Annotated in this window: 14 protein-coding genes; 10 read left to right on the plus strand and 4 right to left on the minus strand. The window is 58.2% G+C overall.

From position 1 onward, the window contains the following. Positions 1-4: 4 nt before the first annotated feature. Positions 5-2,311 carry a molybdopterin-dependent oxidoreductase gene (locus tag HX778_RS04220; RefSeq protein WP_176981357.1) on the minus strand — a complete coding sequence of 769 codons (2,307 nt, stop codon included), beginning with the start codon at positions 2,309-2,311 and terminating at the stop codon, positions 5-7. 421 nt (positions 2,312-2,732) lie between these two features. Here HX778_RS04220 and HX778_RS04225 point away from each other — a divergent pair, with 421 nt between their 5' ends. From HX778_RS04225 to HX778_RS04245, 5 genes are read left to right on the plus strand one after another with little or no spacing between them, the layout of a single operon-like run. Then, positions 2,733-3,713: a sugar ABC transporter substrate-binding protein gene (locus tag HX778_RS04225; RefSeq protein ID WP_176981358.1), complete on the plus strand. Its 981-nt coding sequence runs from the start codon at positions 2,733-2,735 to the stop codon at positions 3,711-3,713. Between the two features lie 32 nt (positions 3,714-3,745). Beyond that, entirely contained in the window at positions 3,746-5,251 is a 1,506-nt protein-coding gene (locus tag HX778_RS04230) for a sugar ABC transporter ATP-binding protein (RefSeq protein WP_176981378.1), read from the plus strand. After that, on the plus strand, positions 5,248-6,237 hold the full coding sequence (locus tag HX778_RS04235) for an ABC transporter permease (protein ID WP_038473880.1): 990 nt from the start codon (positions 5,248-5,250) through the stop codon (positions 6,235-6,237). The genes HX778_RS04230 and HX778_RS04235 overlap by 4 nt, the downstream gene beginning before the upstream one ends. Then, entirely contained in the window at positions 6,237-7,244 is a 1,008-nt protein-coding gene (locus tag HX778_RS04240) for an ABC transporter permease (protein WP_038473877.1), read from the plus strand. Before HX778_RS04235 ends, HX778_RS04240 begins: the two co-directional genes overlap by 1 nt. 7 nt (positions 7,245-7,251) lie before the next feature. Continuing rightward, complete coding sequence (locus tag HX778_RS04245) at positions 7,252-8,196, plus strand: carbohydrate kinase family protein (protein WP_176981359.1); 945 nt, start codon at positions 7,252-7,254, stop codon at positions 8,194-8,196. A 33-nt stretch (positions 8,197-8,229) separates the two neighbouring features. Here HX778_RS04245 and HX778_RS04250 read toward each other — a convergent pair whose 3' ends face one another. Genes HX778_RS04250 through HX778_RS04260 form a run of 3 tightly spaced genes read right to left on the minus strand, consistent with a single transcriptional unit; the run spans position 8,230 to position 11,406 of the window. Beyond that, positions 8,230-9,258, minus strand: a complete 1,029-nt coding sequence (locus HX778_RS04250; RefSeq protein ID WP_176981360.1) for a 2-hydroxyacid dehydrogenase — start codon at positions 9,256-9,258, stop codon at positions 8,230-8,232. Next, positions 9,255-10,751 carry an FGGY-family carbohydrate kinase gene (locus HX778_RS04255; protein ID WP_176981361.1) on the minus strand — a complete coding sequence of 499 codons (1,497 nt, stop codon included), beginning with the start codon at positions 10,749-10,751 and terminating at the stop codon, positions 9,255-9,257. Before HX778_RS04255 ends, HX778_RS04250 begins: the two co-directional genes overlap by 4 nt. Before the next feature lie 43 nt (positions 10,752-10,794). Next, complete coding sequence (locus HX778_RS04260; RefSeq protein ID WP_038473865.1) at positions 10,795-11,406, minus strand: methylthioribulose 1-phosphate dehydratase; 612 nt, start codon at positions 11,404-11,406, stop codon at positions 10,795-10,797. A 251-nt stretch (positions 11,407-11,657) separates the two neighbouring features. Here HX778_RS04260 and folE2 point away from each other — a divergent pair, with 251 nt between their 5' ends. From folE2 to HX778_RS04285, 5 genes are read left to right on the plus strand one after another with little or no spacing between them, the layout of a single operon-like run. Further along, positions 11,658-12,587: a GTP cyclohydrolase FolE2 gene (gene folE2, locus HX778_RS04265; RefSeq protein ID WP_176981362.1), complete on the plus strand. Its 930-nt coding sequence runs from the start codon at positions 11,658-11,660 to the stop codon at positions 12,585-12,587. Next, the gene (locus HX778_RS04270) at positions 12,577-13,137 is read left to right on the plus strand and encodes a carbonate dehydratase (RefSeq protein ID WP_038473860.1); all 561 of its coding nucleotides are present in this window, start codon (positions 12,577-12,579) and stop codon (positions 13,135-13,137) included. The genes folE2 and HX778_RS04270 overlap by 11 nt, the downstream gene beginning before the upstream one ends. A gap of 26 nt (positions 13,138-13,163) precedes the next feature. After that, on the plus strand, positions 13,164-13,937 hold the full coding sequence (locus HX778_RS04275) for an ABC transporter ATP-binding protein (protein ID WP_255483328.1): 774 nt from the start codon (positions 13,164-13,166) through the stop codon (positions 13,935-13,937). A gap of 19 nt (positions 13,938-13,956) precedes the next feature. Next, complete coding sequence (locus tag HX778_RS04280; RefSeq protein ID WP_176981379.1) at positions 13,957-14,913, plus strand: ABC transporter substrate-binding protein; 957 nt, start codon at positions 13,957-13,959, stop codon at positions 14,911-14,913. Then, a complete protein-coding gene (locus tag HX778_RS04285; protein WP_176981364.1) occupies positions 14,913-15,911 on the plus strand; it encodes an iron ABC transporter permease in 999 nt (332 codons plus the stop codon). Before HX778_RS04280 ends, HX778_RS04285 begins: the two co-directional genes overlap by 1 nt. Positions 15,912-15,973: the final 62 nt, after the last annotated feature.

Raw genomic sequence — 15,973 nt, forward strand, 5'->3', positions numbered from 1 at the left:
TCTCTCAGGCTACGAAAGCCGGTGGATCAAACGCGGTTATCGGCGGTAACGCTTCGCGCCAAAGCTCGATTTCCACCCGGCAACTTTGGGCGCTGCAGCCCTGGCCGAGGCGTGAAGAGCCTCGATCCTCGGTCAATACGTTCGGGTTGCCGTGTTTATCCAAAGAGCCCGGCGTGGAAGGATCCATCGGGTCATACCATGCTCCGGTAGAGATCTGAACCACGCCCGGCAGGATTTGGTCGCTGATATGAACGCCCGCCAGTATCGCCCCCCGGTTATTAAAGACTTTCACCACTTCACCTTCCTGGATCCCGCGCTTTTGTGCATCTGTGGGGTGCATCCACAGCGGCTCACGCCCGTGAATTTTGGTTGCACGGCTTACGCTGCCGTGGTCGTACTGACTGTGAAGCCGGGTCCGTGGCTGGCTGGAAAGCAGATGCAAAGGCCACTTTTGCGCCTGATGTTGCTGATAAGCCGCCTCTTCGGCGTCCCAAAACGGATAGCCCGGACATTCCCGGTAGCCGAATCCGGCCACGGTTTCTGAATAAAGCTCGATTTTTCCCGACGGCGTGGACAGCGGAAAGCGATCGGGATCGGCGCGAAAATCGGCCAGCAAGATTTGTGGCTCAGCGGGAGGCGTGAACTCTAGTTTTCCCTGTTCCCAGAAGGTGCCAAAAGAGGGAAGCTCCACGCCATCTTCCTGCGCTCTCTCCCGCGAAGATTCATACAGGTGCGGTAACCAGTCAGCGGCTGTACGCCCTTCGCTGAAGGTGTCGTAAAAGCCCAGCCTTTTCGCCAGCCCGCAGAAAATGGTGTAGTCATCCTGAGCTTCAGCCAGCGCCGGTATTTGCCGGCGCATGGCAATCATAAAGCCGTCGTGGCTGCCGCTGCCGATATCGTCACGCTCGAGGGAAGTGGTCACCGGCAGCACAATGTCGGAAAACTTCGCCTGCGCCGTCCAGTACTGCTCGTGGGCAACAACGGTTTCCGGGCGACGCCAGGCCTCAACCAGGCGATTGAGATCCTGATGATGGTGGAAGGCGTTGCCGCCCGCCCAGTAGACGAGGCGGATGTCGGGATAACGGCAAAGCTTGCCATCAAATTCATATTCACCGCCGGGATTCAGCAGCATGTCCGATAAGCGAGCTACAGGGATTGCCGTTTTTATCTTGTTCTCACCGGCGGGAAGGCGAGGCCCGGAAAAAGGCACTCGTGCAGCCCCGGCAAGGTTGGTACAGGCGTAGCCGAAAGCCAAACCTCCACCAGGCGTGCCTATCTGGCCAAGCAGGGAAGTCAGCGCCACGGTGGCCCAGTACGCCTGTTCTCCCTGGCGGGCGCGCTGAATGGACCAGGAAATATTGATCATGGTGCGCTTGCCCGCCATGGTACGAGCCAGCGTTAAAATTTGTTCGGCATCAATGCCGGTAATGCCCGCCGCCCAGCCGGCGGTTTTTGGCACGCCGTCGTGCTCGCCGAAAAGATAGCGGCGCAGCTGCTCGAAGCCGACGGTATGGCTGCTGATAAAGGCCATATCGTGCAGGGACTCCGCAATCAGCGTATGGCACAGCGCCAGCAGCAGCGCCGTATCTGTGCCGGGGCGAATCGCCAGCCAGCGGGCGCTTTCGACGGCGCTGAGATCGTTTTGCACCGGGCTGATATTCACGAACTGCACGCCGTTTTGCTCAAGGCGTTCCAGCCAGTGCTTCAGCATGTGGTCGTTTGCGCCGCCGCCGTTGACCTGGGCGTTTCTGAGCGGCAATCCCCCGATGGCCACGAACATCTCGCAATGTTCTGCCAGCACCGAGAAATGAGTGTGTTGCTTATGCAGCGGGCTTAACGGGCCAAGAATATGCGGCAGGATCCGTTCTCCGGCCGCGCTGCTGTAGGTATTTGTACTGGCGGTGTAGCCGCCAAAGCCTTTAAGAAAACGGTGCAGCTGGCTTTGGGCATGGTGAAAGCGCCCGGCGCTGGCCCAGCCATAAGAGCCGCCAAAAATCGCCTCGTTGCCGCAGCGCTCCTGCACCGAGCGGAGGTCCCGCGCCAGCAGATCCAGCGCCTGCTCCCAGCTCACCTCGACAAACGGTTCTTTCCCTCTGCCTTCACGAGAGGCCGGGCCGTTTTGCAGATAGCCGAGACGAACCGCCGGGCGGCGAATGCGCGTATTGCCGGTAACGGCGTCAGCCAGAGACTGGCCGATACGGGAAGGATTTTTGTCCCAGGAGACGGGAGAAATGGCGGCAATACGCTCGCCCTCGGTGGTGACCTGGTAGGTTCCCCAGTGCATTACCGCCAGCTGATGTTCCGCTTTCATGCTTGTACCGTGCGTTATCGATAGGGCTAAAGCGGCATCATACGGGGAGGTGGGAGCAAAGAGGAAATTCATCTGGCGATGAAAAATCAGGTAAACAGGCAGAACTTTAGCGAATACTGTTTCATTTATATTGGCTGGCAGGATTTATAATTAACTGGCGAGGATATATCGCCGTTTAATTTTATTTTAAGGCGTTTTGTTTTCGCCAAAAAATAATTAAATCCTTGTCTTTGATGTGGTTGAATTATTTTCTTGTTGTATGTTTTACATGTGTTTTTTTCATGTTCATTCGCCGCATTCTAAAGTGACTTAATGACATGGCTGTGAAAGTATAAGATATATCTATTTTTTATTTTGGCTTGATAAAGCTTGTTGTCATGCTGTCGCTTTAGTGAACGATGAATACAGGATAATTATAGCAATGAAGGTTCAAACAAGACTTTTATCTGCGGCTATTGGGCTGGTGTCACTGGCATCGGGCGCTGCTTTTGCCGCAGACACCCTTTCGTTACAGGGGAAAACAATCGGCGTTGCCGTGGTGGGCACTCAGCATTTTTGGGATCGTGAAGCCTACAAGGGCGCGACCGAAGAGGTGGAAAAGCTGGGCGGGAAGGTTATCGGCGTTGATGGCGGCAGGGACAACCAGGTTCATGCCAATAACCACGATATTCTGCTGTCCCGTAAGGTTGATGCGGTAATTAGTATTTTGGGCGACAGTGCCGTTGAGCCAAAATTCAAAGCATTACGTGATGCCGGTATTCCGGTATTTACCGTTGACCATGTTTCGCAGTATTCCGTGAATAACACTACGTCCGACAACTACACGTTGGGTTCAACGATTGGCCGTTATATGGCCGATGCGCTTGGCGGGAAAGGTAACGTTGCGGTATTTAATGCGTTCTCTAACTCATTACGCATTTGCGGCATACGTTATGACCAATGGAAATATGTCCTGCAGGACTACCCTGGCATTAAAATTATTCAACCGGAGCTGGCAGAGCAATTTGCTAACTCGCCGGAAGATGCGCGTAAGAAAACCCTTGAGTTACTCAGCCAGTATCCGAAAGGCAAGCTGGATGCTATCCACGTAGCCTGCTGGGACCAGCCGGCTATCGGCATCGTTCAGGCGCTGGAAGAGACCGGACGTGATAAAGACGTGAAGGTCACTGCTATCGACGCAGGCCCGGAAACGCTGGAAATCATGGCCGAAAAAGACAGCCCGCTGGTGGCCAACGTTGCCCAGCAGCCGCACCTGATTGGCCAGACTTCTGCCGAGAACGTGGCGCGCTACTTCGCAGGTCAGAAGCTGCCAGCCCAGACCTTTATCCCGGTTATCCCGGTGAAAGGCCCGGATGAAGCCAAAGCGGTGTACAAAAAACTGGGTTACGGTGAGCTGAAGTAGTGAACGCTGCAAAAACGCAACGCGGTCTGGTAATGGACCGCATCAGTAAGCGCTTTGCCAATGTGACCGCGTTAAACGCGGTCACGCTGACGATTGGCCCAGGTGAAATCCACGGGCTTATCGGTGAAAACGGCGCGGGCAAATCCACCTTAATTAAAATTCTTGCCGGGGTTTACCAGGCCGATGGCGGCACGGCCACGCTCGACGGCGTCCCGCTTCCGCTTGGTAAGCCCGCGGCTATTGAGGCCCAGGGAATACGCGTTATTCATCAGGAACTCAATTTAATCCCACACTTTACCGTGGCCGAGTCGGTGTTTCTGGGGCAGGAATATCGCCGTGCCGGTGGGCTGCTGGACAGCCGCCGTATGCGGCAGGCGACGAAAGACTTTTTCCTCCGCACCTGGCAGCTGGAGCTCGACCCCGATCGCCTGATCCGGCAGCTGAGCCTTGCCGAACGCAAGCTGGTGCAAATTGCCAGAGCGCTGATCGACGGCGCGGCTAAGCTGGTGGTTTTTGATGAACCTACGGCCCCGCTTGAAGCTCATGAGGCAAGCCTGGTGTCCGATGCGATACTGCGGCTCAAAGAGCAGGGCATCGCCATTCTTTACATCTCCCACTACCTCAACGAAATCGCCGCGCTGTGCGATGCGGGCACCGTGCTGCGCAACGGTGAAGTGGTGGGCTATCCGGATCGTGAAGTACTGCAAAATACCGATGCCGTCATCCACATGATGGTGGGCAGAGAAATCGACAGGCTTTATACCCCCCGCGAACATGAGGCTGATGCCCCGGCGGGCGAGCAACCTTTGCTTGCCGTGAGATCGCTTTCTGACGGGCAGCAGCTGCAGGACATTAGCTTTGAGATCCGCAAAGGCGAAATTGTTGGCGTGGCGGGGCTGCTGGGCGCGGGGCGGGACGTGCTGGTGGATACGCTTTATGGGCTGAATACGGCGAAAAAGGGCGAGATAGTGATAGAGGGGCGACCACGTCGAATCCGCTCGCCGCGACAGGCTATCCGGGCCGGTATGGCGCTGGTGCCGCGTGATCGCCGTCATCAGGGGCTGATCCTGCCGTTTTCGGCTACCGATAACATTAACCTTGCGTCGCTGCCTGACACGGCAACGTTTGGCTGGGAGCACCGCTCACGGGCGCTGAAAAAAGCCCGGGACTGGATTGAGCAACTGAGTATTCGCCCAGGGGTCCCGGAGCTGCCGGTGCGCTTTATGAGCGGAGGGAATCAGCAAAAGGTGATTCTTGCCCGCTGGCTGGGTACCGACGCCCGGCTGTTTATTCTCGATGAGCCTACGCTCGGCGTCGACATTGGCGCACGCAGCGACATTTATCAGCGCACCCGTCAGCTTGCCGAACAGGGGCGTTCGGTGCTGGTTTCTTCCAGTGACGCGACCGAACTGCTTGGCCTGTGCGACCGTATTCTGGTGATGTGGCGTGGTGCGCTGGTGGCGAATTTACCGACCCAGGGGCTGACGCTTGACGCGCTGCTGGCGACGATTAACGGTGGGCAGGAAAATCCGCTATGAGGACTGAAATTCGTCGTTTTGCGACACGTCGTTCCGTCGCGCTGTTTGAAAAATTCCCGCTGCTGCTGTTTGTCGGCCTGCTGGTGTGGTTGAGCATTCAGTCGCCGTGGTTCCTGAGCTGGCAGAACATCAGCCTGATGCTGGTGCAAAGCGTTCCGCTGGCTATTCTCAGCTTCGGCCTTGTTTGCGTGATTGCTGCCGGGGGAGATGACGTCGTCTCCGGCGGCATAGACCTTTCGCTCCCGGCCATCGCGGTGTTTGGCGTGGCGCTGCTCAGCCTCGGTATGACCGAGTGGTTAACGCCCTGGCCGCTGTTATTGCTGCTGGTGGCGGCCCTGAGTTTGCTGTGCGGGGGGATTAACGCGCTGCTGGTACTCGTCGCCGGGCTGCCGCCGCTGCTGGCCACGCTCTCTACGTCGGTGGCGTTTACCGGCCTCACCGATCTGCTTACCGGGCAGCGCCGGATTAGCGTCAGCGACCCGCTGATGGTGGCGTTTCGCGACGGAAGCGTGCTGGGCCTGCCCTATGCGCTGGTTTATCTGCTGTTGGCGTTCGTTGGCTTCCAGCTTTTGCTGCATCACACCCGCTTTGGCCAGCATTTGCAGGCGACGGGCGGCAGCAAAGATATGGCGCAGATGTCCGGGCTTAACGTGCGCCGTCTGATCCTCTCGTCCTGGCTTATCGCCGCCGTTGCGGCGGGTCTGGCAGTCTTCCCGCTGCTGGCTCAGGGCTCGGGCAGCTCCAGCGGAACCGCCACGCCTTTGCTGATGGAAACGGTGCTGGCCACCTTCCTTGGCGCGGCATTTTCACGCCGCCGCGTAGTCACCGTTTGGGGGGCGCTGCTGGGGGCTATCCTGGTCAACGCTTTGTCTAACGGTCTGGGGCTGCTGGGGGTAAATATCTTCTGGGTGGGCGCCATTAAAGGCGGACTGATTCTCGTGGTGCTGGCGGCTTCTGCCCTGCAGCAGAAAGGGGCCAATAAATAATGAAAGTTTTTTCTGCTCTGGCGGCAACGCTTCCGGCCGGTGAGTCCGGGAGAAAACCACTGGCCTGGCTATCTCGCGCGGGCTTTGCGCTGGTCACGCTGTTTTTTATCGTCCTGTTCAGTTGGTCTAATCCGGTCTTCCTGACGCTGGATAACTGGAGCAATTTGCTTCAGGGCAGCGCCATTCTGCTGATTGTGGCGCTAGCGATGACGCTGATTGTCAGCGCCGGCGCGATCGATCTTTCCGTCGGCGTGGCTATCGACTTTGGCGCCATGCTGGCCTTGATTGCCCTCAAAACCTGGCAGCTTCCCTGGCAGGTGGCGGTGCTGTGCGCCCTGCTGGGCGGCGTGATGATAGGCCTGGTTAACGCTTTTCTTATCCTTGCCTGCCGCATCAAGCCGTTTCTGGCCACGCTCGGTACCTGGTTTATTGCCAGCAGCGCCGAGCGTATTTATACCGACGGCGGCGGGGCGATTTCCTGGCGGCGCATGGCCCCGGAATATCATGATTTAGCGGTGGGCAATGTTTGGGGGATCCCCACGCCGGTGCTTATCGTGCTGGTGGTCTGGCTGGCGGCCTGGCTGCTGACCGAGCGAACGCTGTTTGGTAAGCGGGTACGTGCGATTGGTCAAAACAGCGAAGCCGCACGCATCGCCGGGATAGCCGACAAGCGAACCTTGTTCTGGGTGTTGATTGCCGCCTCGGCAATGTGCGCCGTCGGCGGCATTATTTTGTCCGCCAACCTGCGCCAGTTTACGCCGCTCGCCGGGCAGTCTTACCTGATGGATGCCATTGCCGCCGTGTTTATCGGCACCGCATTCCAGCGGCAGGGGCGCGTCAGCATGGGCGGCACGCTTGGCGGCGTGCTGTTCCTGGCTATTATTGATAACGGCCTGAACCTGATGGGGCTGAACTACCTGGTGAAAGACGCGCTGGTGGGCGTGATTCTGGTGGTGGCGCTGGCCGTTTCCTTCTGGCAGGCTCGCCTGCGTCAGCAGCACCGGTGAGGGCGCTATGAGCAAATTCGATGCCGTTTTTGTGGGCCTGACCATCCTTGATATCGCTGGCCGCCCGGTGGTGGAGATCCCACCGGGCGGCGGCGTGCAGTTTATCGAGCAAATCCGCCTGAACCCGGCGGGGACAGCGGCCGGGGCCCTGGTGAACGCCGCTAAACTGGGGATTCGTACTTCAACCGTGGCCTGCCTTGGCGAGGACGAAAAAGCCGAGTTTATTCTGGGCAGCTATCGCCGGCTGGGCATTGACCGTTCGCTGATCCAGCGCACGTCACACAAAGAAACGTCGGCGACGATTTTGCCCATTCGCCCCAACGGCGAGCGGCCCGCGCTGCACTGCCGTGGCGCGTCAGACGAGCTGTTCGTCGCCGAGGCCGATTTCGATAAGGTGCTGGACACGCGTTACCTGCACCACGGCGGCACCGGGCTGCTGGCGGCCATGGACTCTGGCCAGAGCGTCCGTTTGCTGGCCGCGGCGAAAGCGCGGGGCGTCATCACCAGTTTTGATTTAATCGCCCCTGATGAAAATACGCTGGCGTTATTACGCCCGCTGTTGCCGCATGTGGATTATTTTATGCCCGCGCTCGAAGAAGCGGCGTTTATCTCCGGGCTGGAGGAGCCGGCAGAGATCGCCGATTTTTTCCTCTCGCTGGGTGCCGGATGCTGCATTTTTAAAGACGGAGTGCGCGGTTCCTGGCTGTTCAGCCGGGAGGAAACACACCTTATCCCGACCTATAGCGTGATTGCCAGCGACACAACCGGCTGTGGCGACGGCTACTGCGGAGGGTTTATCGCTGCGCTCGTGCGGGGGCTTTCCGTAAAAGAGGCCTGCAGGGTGGCTTCCGCAACCGCTGCGCTGGTAGCGACCGGATTAGGCTCCGACGCTGGCGTGGAGAACTGGGAACATTTGCAGGACTTTATGGCGACCACGCCTTTGCTGGCGTAATAAAAAACAGGCCTTTACGGCCTGTTTTTTTGGTTAGCGCCAGGCGTACAGCAGCGGCTCTCCGGCAACAAAGCGCTGAAGATCGGCGGCAATCATCGCGGTGTGCTTCTGGATGCTCTCGCGGGTGGCTCCGGCGATGTGCGGCGTAATAATGACGTTATCCAGCTCGCTGATAAACGGGTGATTACGCCACAGCGGTTCCTGATGGTAAACGTCCAGCGCCGCGCCGCCGAGTGGCCCATGGCGTAAGGCTGCGATAAGATCGGCTTCCACAACCACGGAGGCGCGGGAGGTATTAATCAGCTTCGCGCCCGGCTTCATGCTTTGCAGCAGAGACGCATTGACCAGGCCCTCGCTGTGCGGCCCGCTGCTCAGGTGCAGGCTAACAATATCTGACTCGCGGAACAGCGCTTCCAGCGTGGTTTTATGCAGGCCTGGCTCGTCGATATCCTCGGCGGCGACAAACGGATCTACCACCAAAATATTCATCCCGAAAGCGCGGGCAATACGCGCCACGCGGCGGCCAATATTGCCGTAGCCAATCAGCCCCAGCGTTTTATTCCGCAATTCTCCGCCCTTAAAAACTTCGTACGGGCTTTCCGGGCTAACGTCCCACACCACGTCTTTGCGCAGGCCGGACTGGGTTTGCTGCTCGCTTTGGTTTTCACGGGTAAATTCCCCGCGCTTAAGGGCAGCATGCGACTGCGGAATGTGGCGCATCAGGCCGAGCATCAGGCCTAGCGTGAGCTCGGCTGCGGCATCGGCATTACGCCCCGGCGTGTAAAGCACTGTGATGTTACGTGCCCGAGCAGCCTGAACGTCAATGTTGACCGGGTTAGCGCGGGTGCAGGCGATAACCTTCAGGTTTGGGCAACTGTTAATCACTTCGGCGGTAATGTCGTCATAGCTGGTGACAATCACCCCGGCGTCGTGGGCTAAGTCGATAATCTCTGATGCCTGAAGCTTAGGTTTGCCGATGGCCCAGCCCTCGACAACCAGCTCGCCTAGCTGGCTAAAAGGTTCAAGGCTGCCTGCATACTCGGCGGTAAAGACGATTTTCATTGTGCATTATCCTGAGAGAGACTTTGTAAGGCCTGGTGCCTGGCCTGCCAGACCGGCTGGAGCTGTTCGCGCAGCAGGCGGAATACCGGGAACAGCGCCCGATAGGCGGCATGGGCCTGAGGCTGGGGCAGATAACGGGTTTGTTCGATAGCCGGATAGCGTTCCAGCGCGCCAACGCTGCGGGCGGCAAGCAGCGCCGCACCTCGGGCGCTGAGTTCATTAAAGTGGCTGGCGATGACCGTGCGCCCGGTACAGTCGGCGATAATTTGCAGCCAGGTGGCGGAAGCTGCGCCGCCGCCGGTGAGATACAGGTCGCCTTCGCTGGCATAGCCCGTCAGCGAATCCACAATGGCATAGGCCAGCCCTTCAAAAACGGCACGCTGAAGCGCCGCGCGGGACGTGTGCTGGTCGACGCCAAAGAACCCTGCGCGGGCGGTCGGGCTGTAAAACGGGGCGCGTTCACCGTTCAGGTAAGGCTGCCAGAAAACGCCGCCGCTGCCCGGTGGAATAGCGGCAATCTCTTTTTCCAGCGCCACTAAGTCTGGCGTCAGAGAAATGTGCTGCTGCAGCCAGTCGATGTTTGGCGTGCCGGCCTGCATCGGGAACAGGTTAATAAAGCTGCCCCGTTCGGTATGGGTCACAAAACGGGTGCCGCTGCTGACGGTTTCTCGCCCGTGGCAAACCACGCCCGTGCAGCAGGTAGTGCCGAGAATGGTGTAAATATCGCCGTCATGAATCGCGCCGCAGCCTAGCGCGGCGCTGCATACGTCCAGCGCGCCTGCGGCAACCGGCGTCCCCGGCGGCAGGCCGCAAAGCAGGGCGGCGGCTTCGCTTAAGCTGCCTGCCTGGGCGTCAGGGCGAAGCAGGGGCGGAAAACGTGTTTTCAGATGATCAATACCCAGAGCCTGCAGAGCGAAATCGGAAATCTCGCCGGTTGACTGGTTCAGCAGCGAAGCGCTGGTATCGGTCAGCTCAAGGGCGGCAACCTGGGTCAGGCGAAAGCGAATCCAGTCCTTGGCGAAGAAAATATAGTCGGCGGCGGCCAGGCGTTCGGGCTGATTTCGCTTGAGCCAGCAGAGCTGCAGGCTGGTGTTACAAGGCTGTAGCTGAGAGCCGGTTTCATCGAACAGGGCTTTGTCCAGGTCCGGGGACTGCAGAAGTTCTTCCATCAGCGCCCGGCTGCGGGTGTCGCTCCAGAGTATGCCTGGGCCTACCGGATTACCGTTTTTGTCGCTCAGCCAGACGCCTTCGCCCTGGCCCGCCAGACCGATTGCTTTGAGTTTGCCCTGTTGTAATGCCGGGCTGTCGGCCACTTCCCGCAGCGTGCGCACGATCGACTGCCAAAGTTGCTCCATGTCCTGCTCGGCGTAGCCCTGAGGGGAAAGGGTTGGCGAGGTGTTTTCCGCCGCGCTGGCTACCGCATGGAAATTGCTGTCAAACAGCACGGCTTTTACCCGCGACGTGCCGATATCAATACCCAGGAAATACTCCATACCGCAAGCCTCACGCTATCGAACAGAAACAGGAATACGACGGTTAATCACGCTCGTACAGGCGGCGCTGCATTTCGCATTCAAACAGGAATTCAAGCCCTTCGAGCTGGCGGCGCGCTTCGGCGACGTCTTTGCCCCAGCAGGTCAGGCCGTGGCCACGCAGCAGGAAACCGTATTTCAGGGGAGTCTGTTCGGCATGCTGTTCAATGCGTTTTGCCAGCGCGTCGATGTCCTGATCGTTATCGAAGATGGCAATCGGCACCGTGTTGAGGTGCGACTGCTGGCCGGTAAGGGTTTTTTGCATTTCATAGCCGCTGATGTTCAGGGCCGGGCCTTTCTCAATCCGCGACAGGACGGTGGCGTTCACGGTGTGGACGTGAAGCACGACGTTTGCCTCGGGGAAGAGACGATAAACCAGCGTGTGCAGCCCGGTTTCGGCAGAAGGTTTACGCCCCGATGGCGCCTGGTTGGTGGCGATATCTACCTGAAGAAAATCCTCGCTGGTCAGGCTGCCTTTGTCGCGCCCGGATTCACTCAGCCAGCACCACCCGGCATCCTGACGAATGGACATATTGCCGCCGGTTGCCGGGGCCCAGCCCTTAGCGCCAATCCAATGACAGGTGGTGACCAGTTGCGCGAGTCTTTCTTGCCACATACGGTATTCCTCAATGCTTTTTAGTTTGACTGTCTAGCCGTCTAAATGGCTGTTTACATGATGCTATCATTGTGTGAACAGACGAGCAACACTTGCCGGGCGATAAGATATATCGAGTCAATCCGCGGTTTTTCACCGAGTTTTCTCCTGTTAGTGGGCGTTTTTTCCCTGGAGGGAAAAAGAGTCGCTTTGCATCGCTGATTATTGTTATGTTATAACGTAACAAATTAACGATAAGATGACGCATTCCTATGACGGTAACCCCGGCGCTTTGCCCCAAAACCCTGCCTGATATTCAGTCACTCAGAGGCCACGAATTCGACACGGCCCTGTCCTGGGTCGGCATGGAACAGATCGATCTTCCGGTTGAAATTGCCGGACGCCCGCTGGCGGCGAAAGTGAATGCTGGCATTAATCTGCTCAGCACGCCGGAAGCCGAGAAGGGGATCCACATGTCCCGACTTTATCTGCTGCTGGATGAGTTAACTCAAGGTGAGGTTACGCCTGCCACGCTGCGAAATTTGCTGGGTAAATTTCTGGTTTCTCACCAGCGCAGCAGCAACCGCGCGAGCGTTGAAATCTCGGGTGAGCTGCTGCTGTCCCGCCGATCTTTAACCTCTAATCACTTTGGCTGGAAGGCTTATCCCATCCGCGTGCAGGCCGAGCGTGGAGAAACGTTTACCGTCACGCTGCGGGTCGGGATCCCGTATTCATCCACCTGTCCGGCATCGGCGGCGCTCAGCCGCAATCTCGCCCAGCAGCAGTTTCAGCGGGACTTTGCCGGGCGAAGCGACAGCATCTCTGTTGAAGAAATGATGGCCTGGCTGGGCGAGAAGGGGATGCCGGGCACGCCCCACAGCCAGAGAAGCTGGGCGTGGGTTAGCTGCCAGCTGAAGCCGGATGTTGCCACGCTGCCTTTTCTGGAGCTTATCGACCGCAGCGAGGCCGCGCTTGGAACGGCGGTGCAGACGGTGGTTAAGCGCGGCGATGAGCAGGCTTTCGCCTGGGCAAACGGGCAAAACCTGATGTTTTGCGAAGACGCCGCCCGCCGTTTGAACAAGGCAATGCTGGACGCGCCTTTTAGCGCTGCTTTTAGCCTCCGGGTTGAGCACCAGGAAAGTCTCCATGCTCACAACGCGGTGGCTCGTATTCACTGGACAGGAAATCACCATGCTGCGTAAAAACCCCTCCGGCCACCTGCCACAGGTCTCGACCAAAGCTTACATAGACCCTACGGCGGTCATTTGTGGCCGGGTCATTATTCATGACTATGTGTATGTCGGGCCTTATGCGGTGATCCGCGCCGACGAACTGAACGCCGAAGGGGATATGGATCCTATCGTTATCCATTCCCATTCGAATATTCAGGACGGCGTAGTGATTCACTCTAAAAGTGGTGCCCCGGTCACTATTGGCAGCGGCACGTCAATCGCTCACCGGGCAATTGTCCACGGCCCTTGTCGGGTCGATGAACGCGTATTTATCGGCTTCAACAGCGTGCTGTTCAACTGCCACGTACAAACCGGCTGCGTCATTCGGTATAACGCGGTGGTGGATGGCGTTACGCTGCCGAAGCAAACCTATATTCCGTCCACCGAACGCGTGGGGCCGGAGTCTGATTTAGCCCAATATTCACGCGTTGACCCTGCCTCGGTGCAGTTTTCAGAAGAGGTGGCGAACACCAACGTCAAGCTGGTGGAAGGCTACCAGCTGCTGCGCAATGAGTTCTGAGTATGCCTCTTTCATCCTCGAAAATTATGCCCGAATTAAAGGTTGCCCTGCGGTCGATTGCCCGTCCGCAGGGCGAGTCCTGGCCGGTAGCGATAAATTTTCAGCTGCTTAAAGGCGAGCGGCTCACGGTGATTGGGCCCAACGGTAGCGGCAAAACGTCGCTGCTGCGGGCGCTGAGTCAGGAGCTAAAGGTTGAAGGGGAGATAACGCTTGCGGGTCGCCCCTTAAATAAGCTCAACCCGCTGCTGCGGGCAAAGCTGGTGGCGGTCATGTCGCAAAACGATCTCCCTGATTTGCGCCTGTCCATCGAAGATTATGTCGCGCTGGGGCGGCTCCCGTTTGCCCGGGATATGCCTGAGCCAGAACACCGCTGTATTGTCTGTGGGGCGATGAAAGAGGTTGGTGTTCTCGGGCTGCGGCATAAATCGCTGGCCTGCCTGTCCGGTGGTGAACGGCAGCGGGCTATTCTGGCGCGAACGCTGGCGCAAACTTCACGGCTGCTGCTGCTGGATGAACCGACCAATCATCTTGACCTGGCGGCAAGAGAAGAGCTGCTGATGCTGGTGAAAGCTCGCGGTACTACGGTTATCGCCGTCCTGCACGATCTCAATCTGATTGAAGGGTTTGCCGACAAGGTGCTTATTTTGTCTGCGGGCCAACAGCGGGCTTTTAATGCTCCCGAAGCCGCTCTGAATACCGAAACCCTTCGCCCCGTCTTTGGCCTCGATAGCTTTACCGTGGAGCATCCCGGCCAGCAAGGAAAACGAGTCCGTTTTTTTGAATCTTCACGCCACCAGTAAACCTTCAGGGACCGCTATGATGTTAAAAATTGCCTCCGGCATGCTGCTTGTTTTTGCTTCCTCCGCGGCTTTGGCCTCGGGGTTCCCCGTGACCATTACTAGCTGCGGTAAACCCGTGGTATTCACCTCGGCGCCAAAGCGGGCGGTGATCAACGATCTGAACATGTCGGAGATGGCTTTTGCGCTCAACCTGCAAAAGCAGATTGTAGGCCTCACCGGCATTTCCGGCTGGTACAAAATGACCCCCGAGTTTAAGCAGAAAATGGGGGCTATTCCCGAACTTGCGCCGAAATATCCCTCGCTTGAAACGCTGCTGGCCGCCGAACCCGACTTCTTCTTTGCCGGCTGGAATTACGGCATGAAGGTGGGGGGCGACGTCACGCCCCAAAGCCTTGCGAAATACGGCATCAAAACCTTCGTGCTCAGCGAAAGCTGCGCGATTTCCGGCGAGAGCAAAGCCAAAGCGACGATGGACTTGCTCTATAACGATGAGCTTACGCTTGGTAAAATATTTGGTAAGCAAGAGGCTGCGCGGAAGCTGGTTGATGGCTGGCAAGCGCGGCTGGCGGCACTCCCTAAAGCGAAACAGGGTACTCAACCGCTGAAAGTCTTTGTCTACGACTCCGGTGAGGATAAGCCGTTTACCAGCGGAAAATACGCCATGCCGCAGGCCATTATTGAAGCCGCTGGCGGTAAAAATGCCATGGAAGCGCTGGATACCAGCTGGGGCACTACGTCCTGGGAAAGCGTTGCGGCGACTGAGCCGGACGTGATTATCCTGCTGGATTACCAGAACGGCGGCGGCGCTGATTCGCTCCGCCAGTTCCTTGAGCGCCACCCGCTGATGAAGCTCACCCCGGCGGTAAAACAGCATCGCTACCTCAAGCTGCAGTACGCTGAGCTAACGCCCGGCCCGGCAAACATTGCTGCTGTAGAGAAGCTGGCCAACGTGCTGTATGCGAAAGCTCCACGGTGATGCGGATGGCCTCTCGTTATGGCCGGGCCACGAGCCTGGCCGTGTTTCTGATAGTACTTTTTGCGGCGCTTAGCCTGACTGAGGGCGCTGTCCGGCTGAGTCTGCATCAGGTGGCAAGCGCGCTGCAGCCCACGGCGACGGACGTTTCCCCGATGATTCGCGGCATTGTGCTTGATATCCGGCTCCCAAGAACGCTGCTGGCCCTGATGACCGGGGCGGGGCTTGCCGTGGTCGGCGCTTTGCTACAAACCGCCACGCGCAATGAGCTGGCGGATCCTTTTTTGTTCGGGCTATCTTCCGGCGCTTCTGCCGGGGCCGTGCTGGTTTTTACCCGCTTTGGCGACTTCTTCGGCGCCTGGACGCTGCCGGTGGCGGCCTTTTGTGGCGGGCTGCTCTCTTCCGTTGCGGTGTTGTCTTTGTTCCAGCTGAAGCGCGAGCGGGGGCCGGAAACGTTGATTATTTGCGGGCTGGCCATCTCCTTTTTGTTCGGCGCGTTAACCAGTTACCTGATTTTTGCCGGCGATCAGCGCACGGCCAGCTCGGTGTTGTTCTGGTCGCTCGGCGGCCTGGGGCTGGCACGCTGGGACAATCTGGGCTTTGCGCTGGCCGGACTTTTGCTGCTGGCCGCGTTTTGCCTGCTGCGGTGGCGCTCGCTTGACGGGCTGCTGGCGGGCGATCGCACGGCATTTTCGTTGGGTATTAACGTTAACCGTCTGCGCACCGAGATCTTCCTGTGCTGTGCCTTTTCGACCGCAATTTTTGTGGCGCTGACCGGCGTCATCGGTTTTGTCGGGCTGATGGTGCCGCATCTCTGCCGACATTTTTCGGCAATCAGGCACGTGTGGCTTTTGCCGTTGTGCGCATTAGCGGGGGCGAGTTTACTGTGCGGGGGCGACATCGTCAGCCGGGTGCTGGTCGCGCCGCAGGAGCTGCCCATCGGCATTATTACCGCAGGCATTGGTGGGCTGTTTATTGTGGTGATGGTTGCCCGACGCTAGCGTTCGCCGGGTTTAAACAGATCTTCTATGTAATGCATCAACGCTCGCCAAAGTATGCACAG

The organism is Cedecea sp. P7760 (assembly GCF_013386425.1).
In the GTDB taxonomy this organism is placed as follows: domain Bacteria; phylum Pseudomonadota; class Gammaproteobacteria; order Enterobacterales; family Enterobacteriaceae; genus Cedecea; species Cedecea selenatireducens.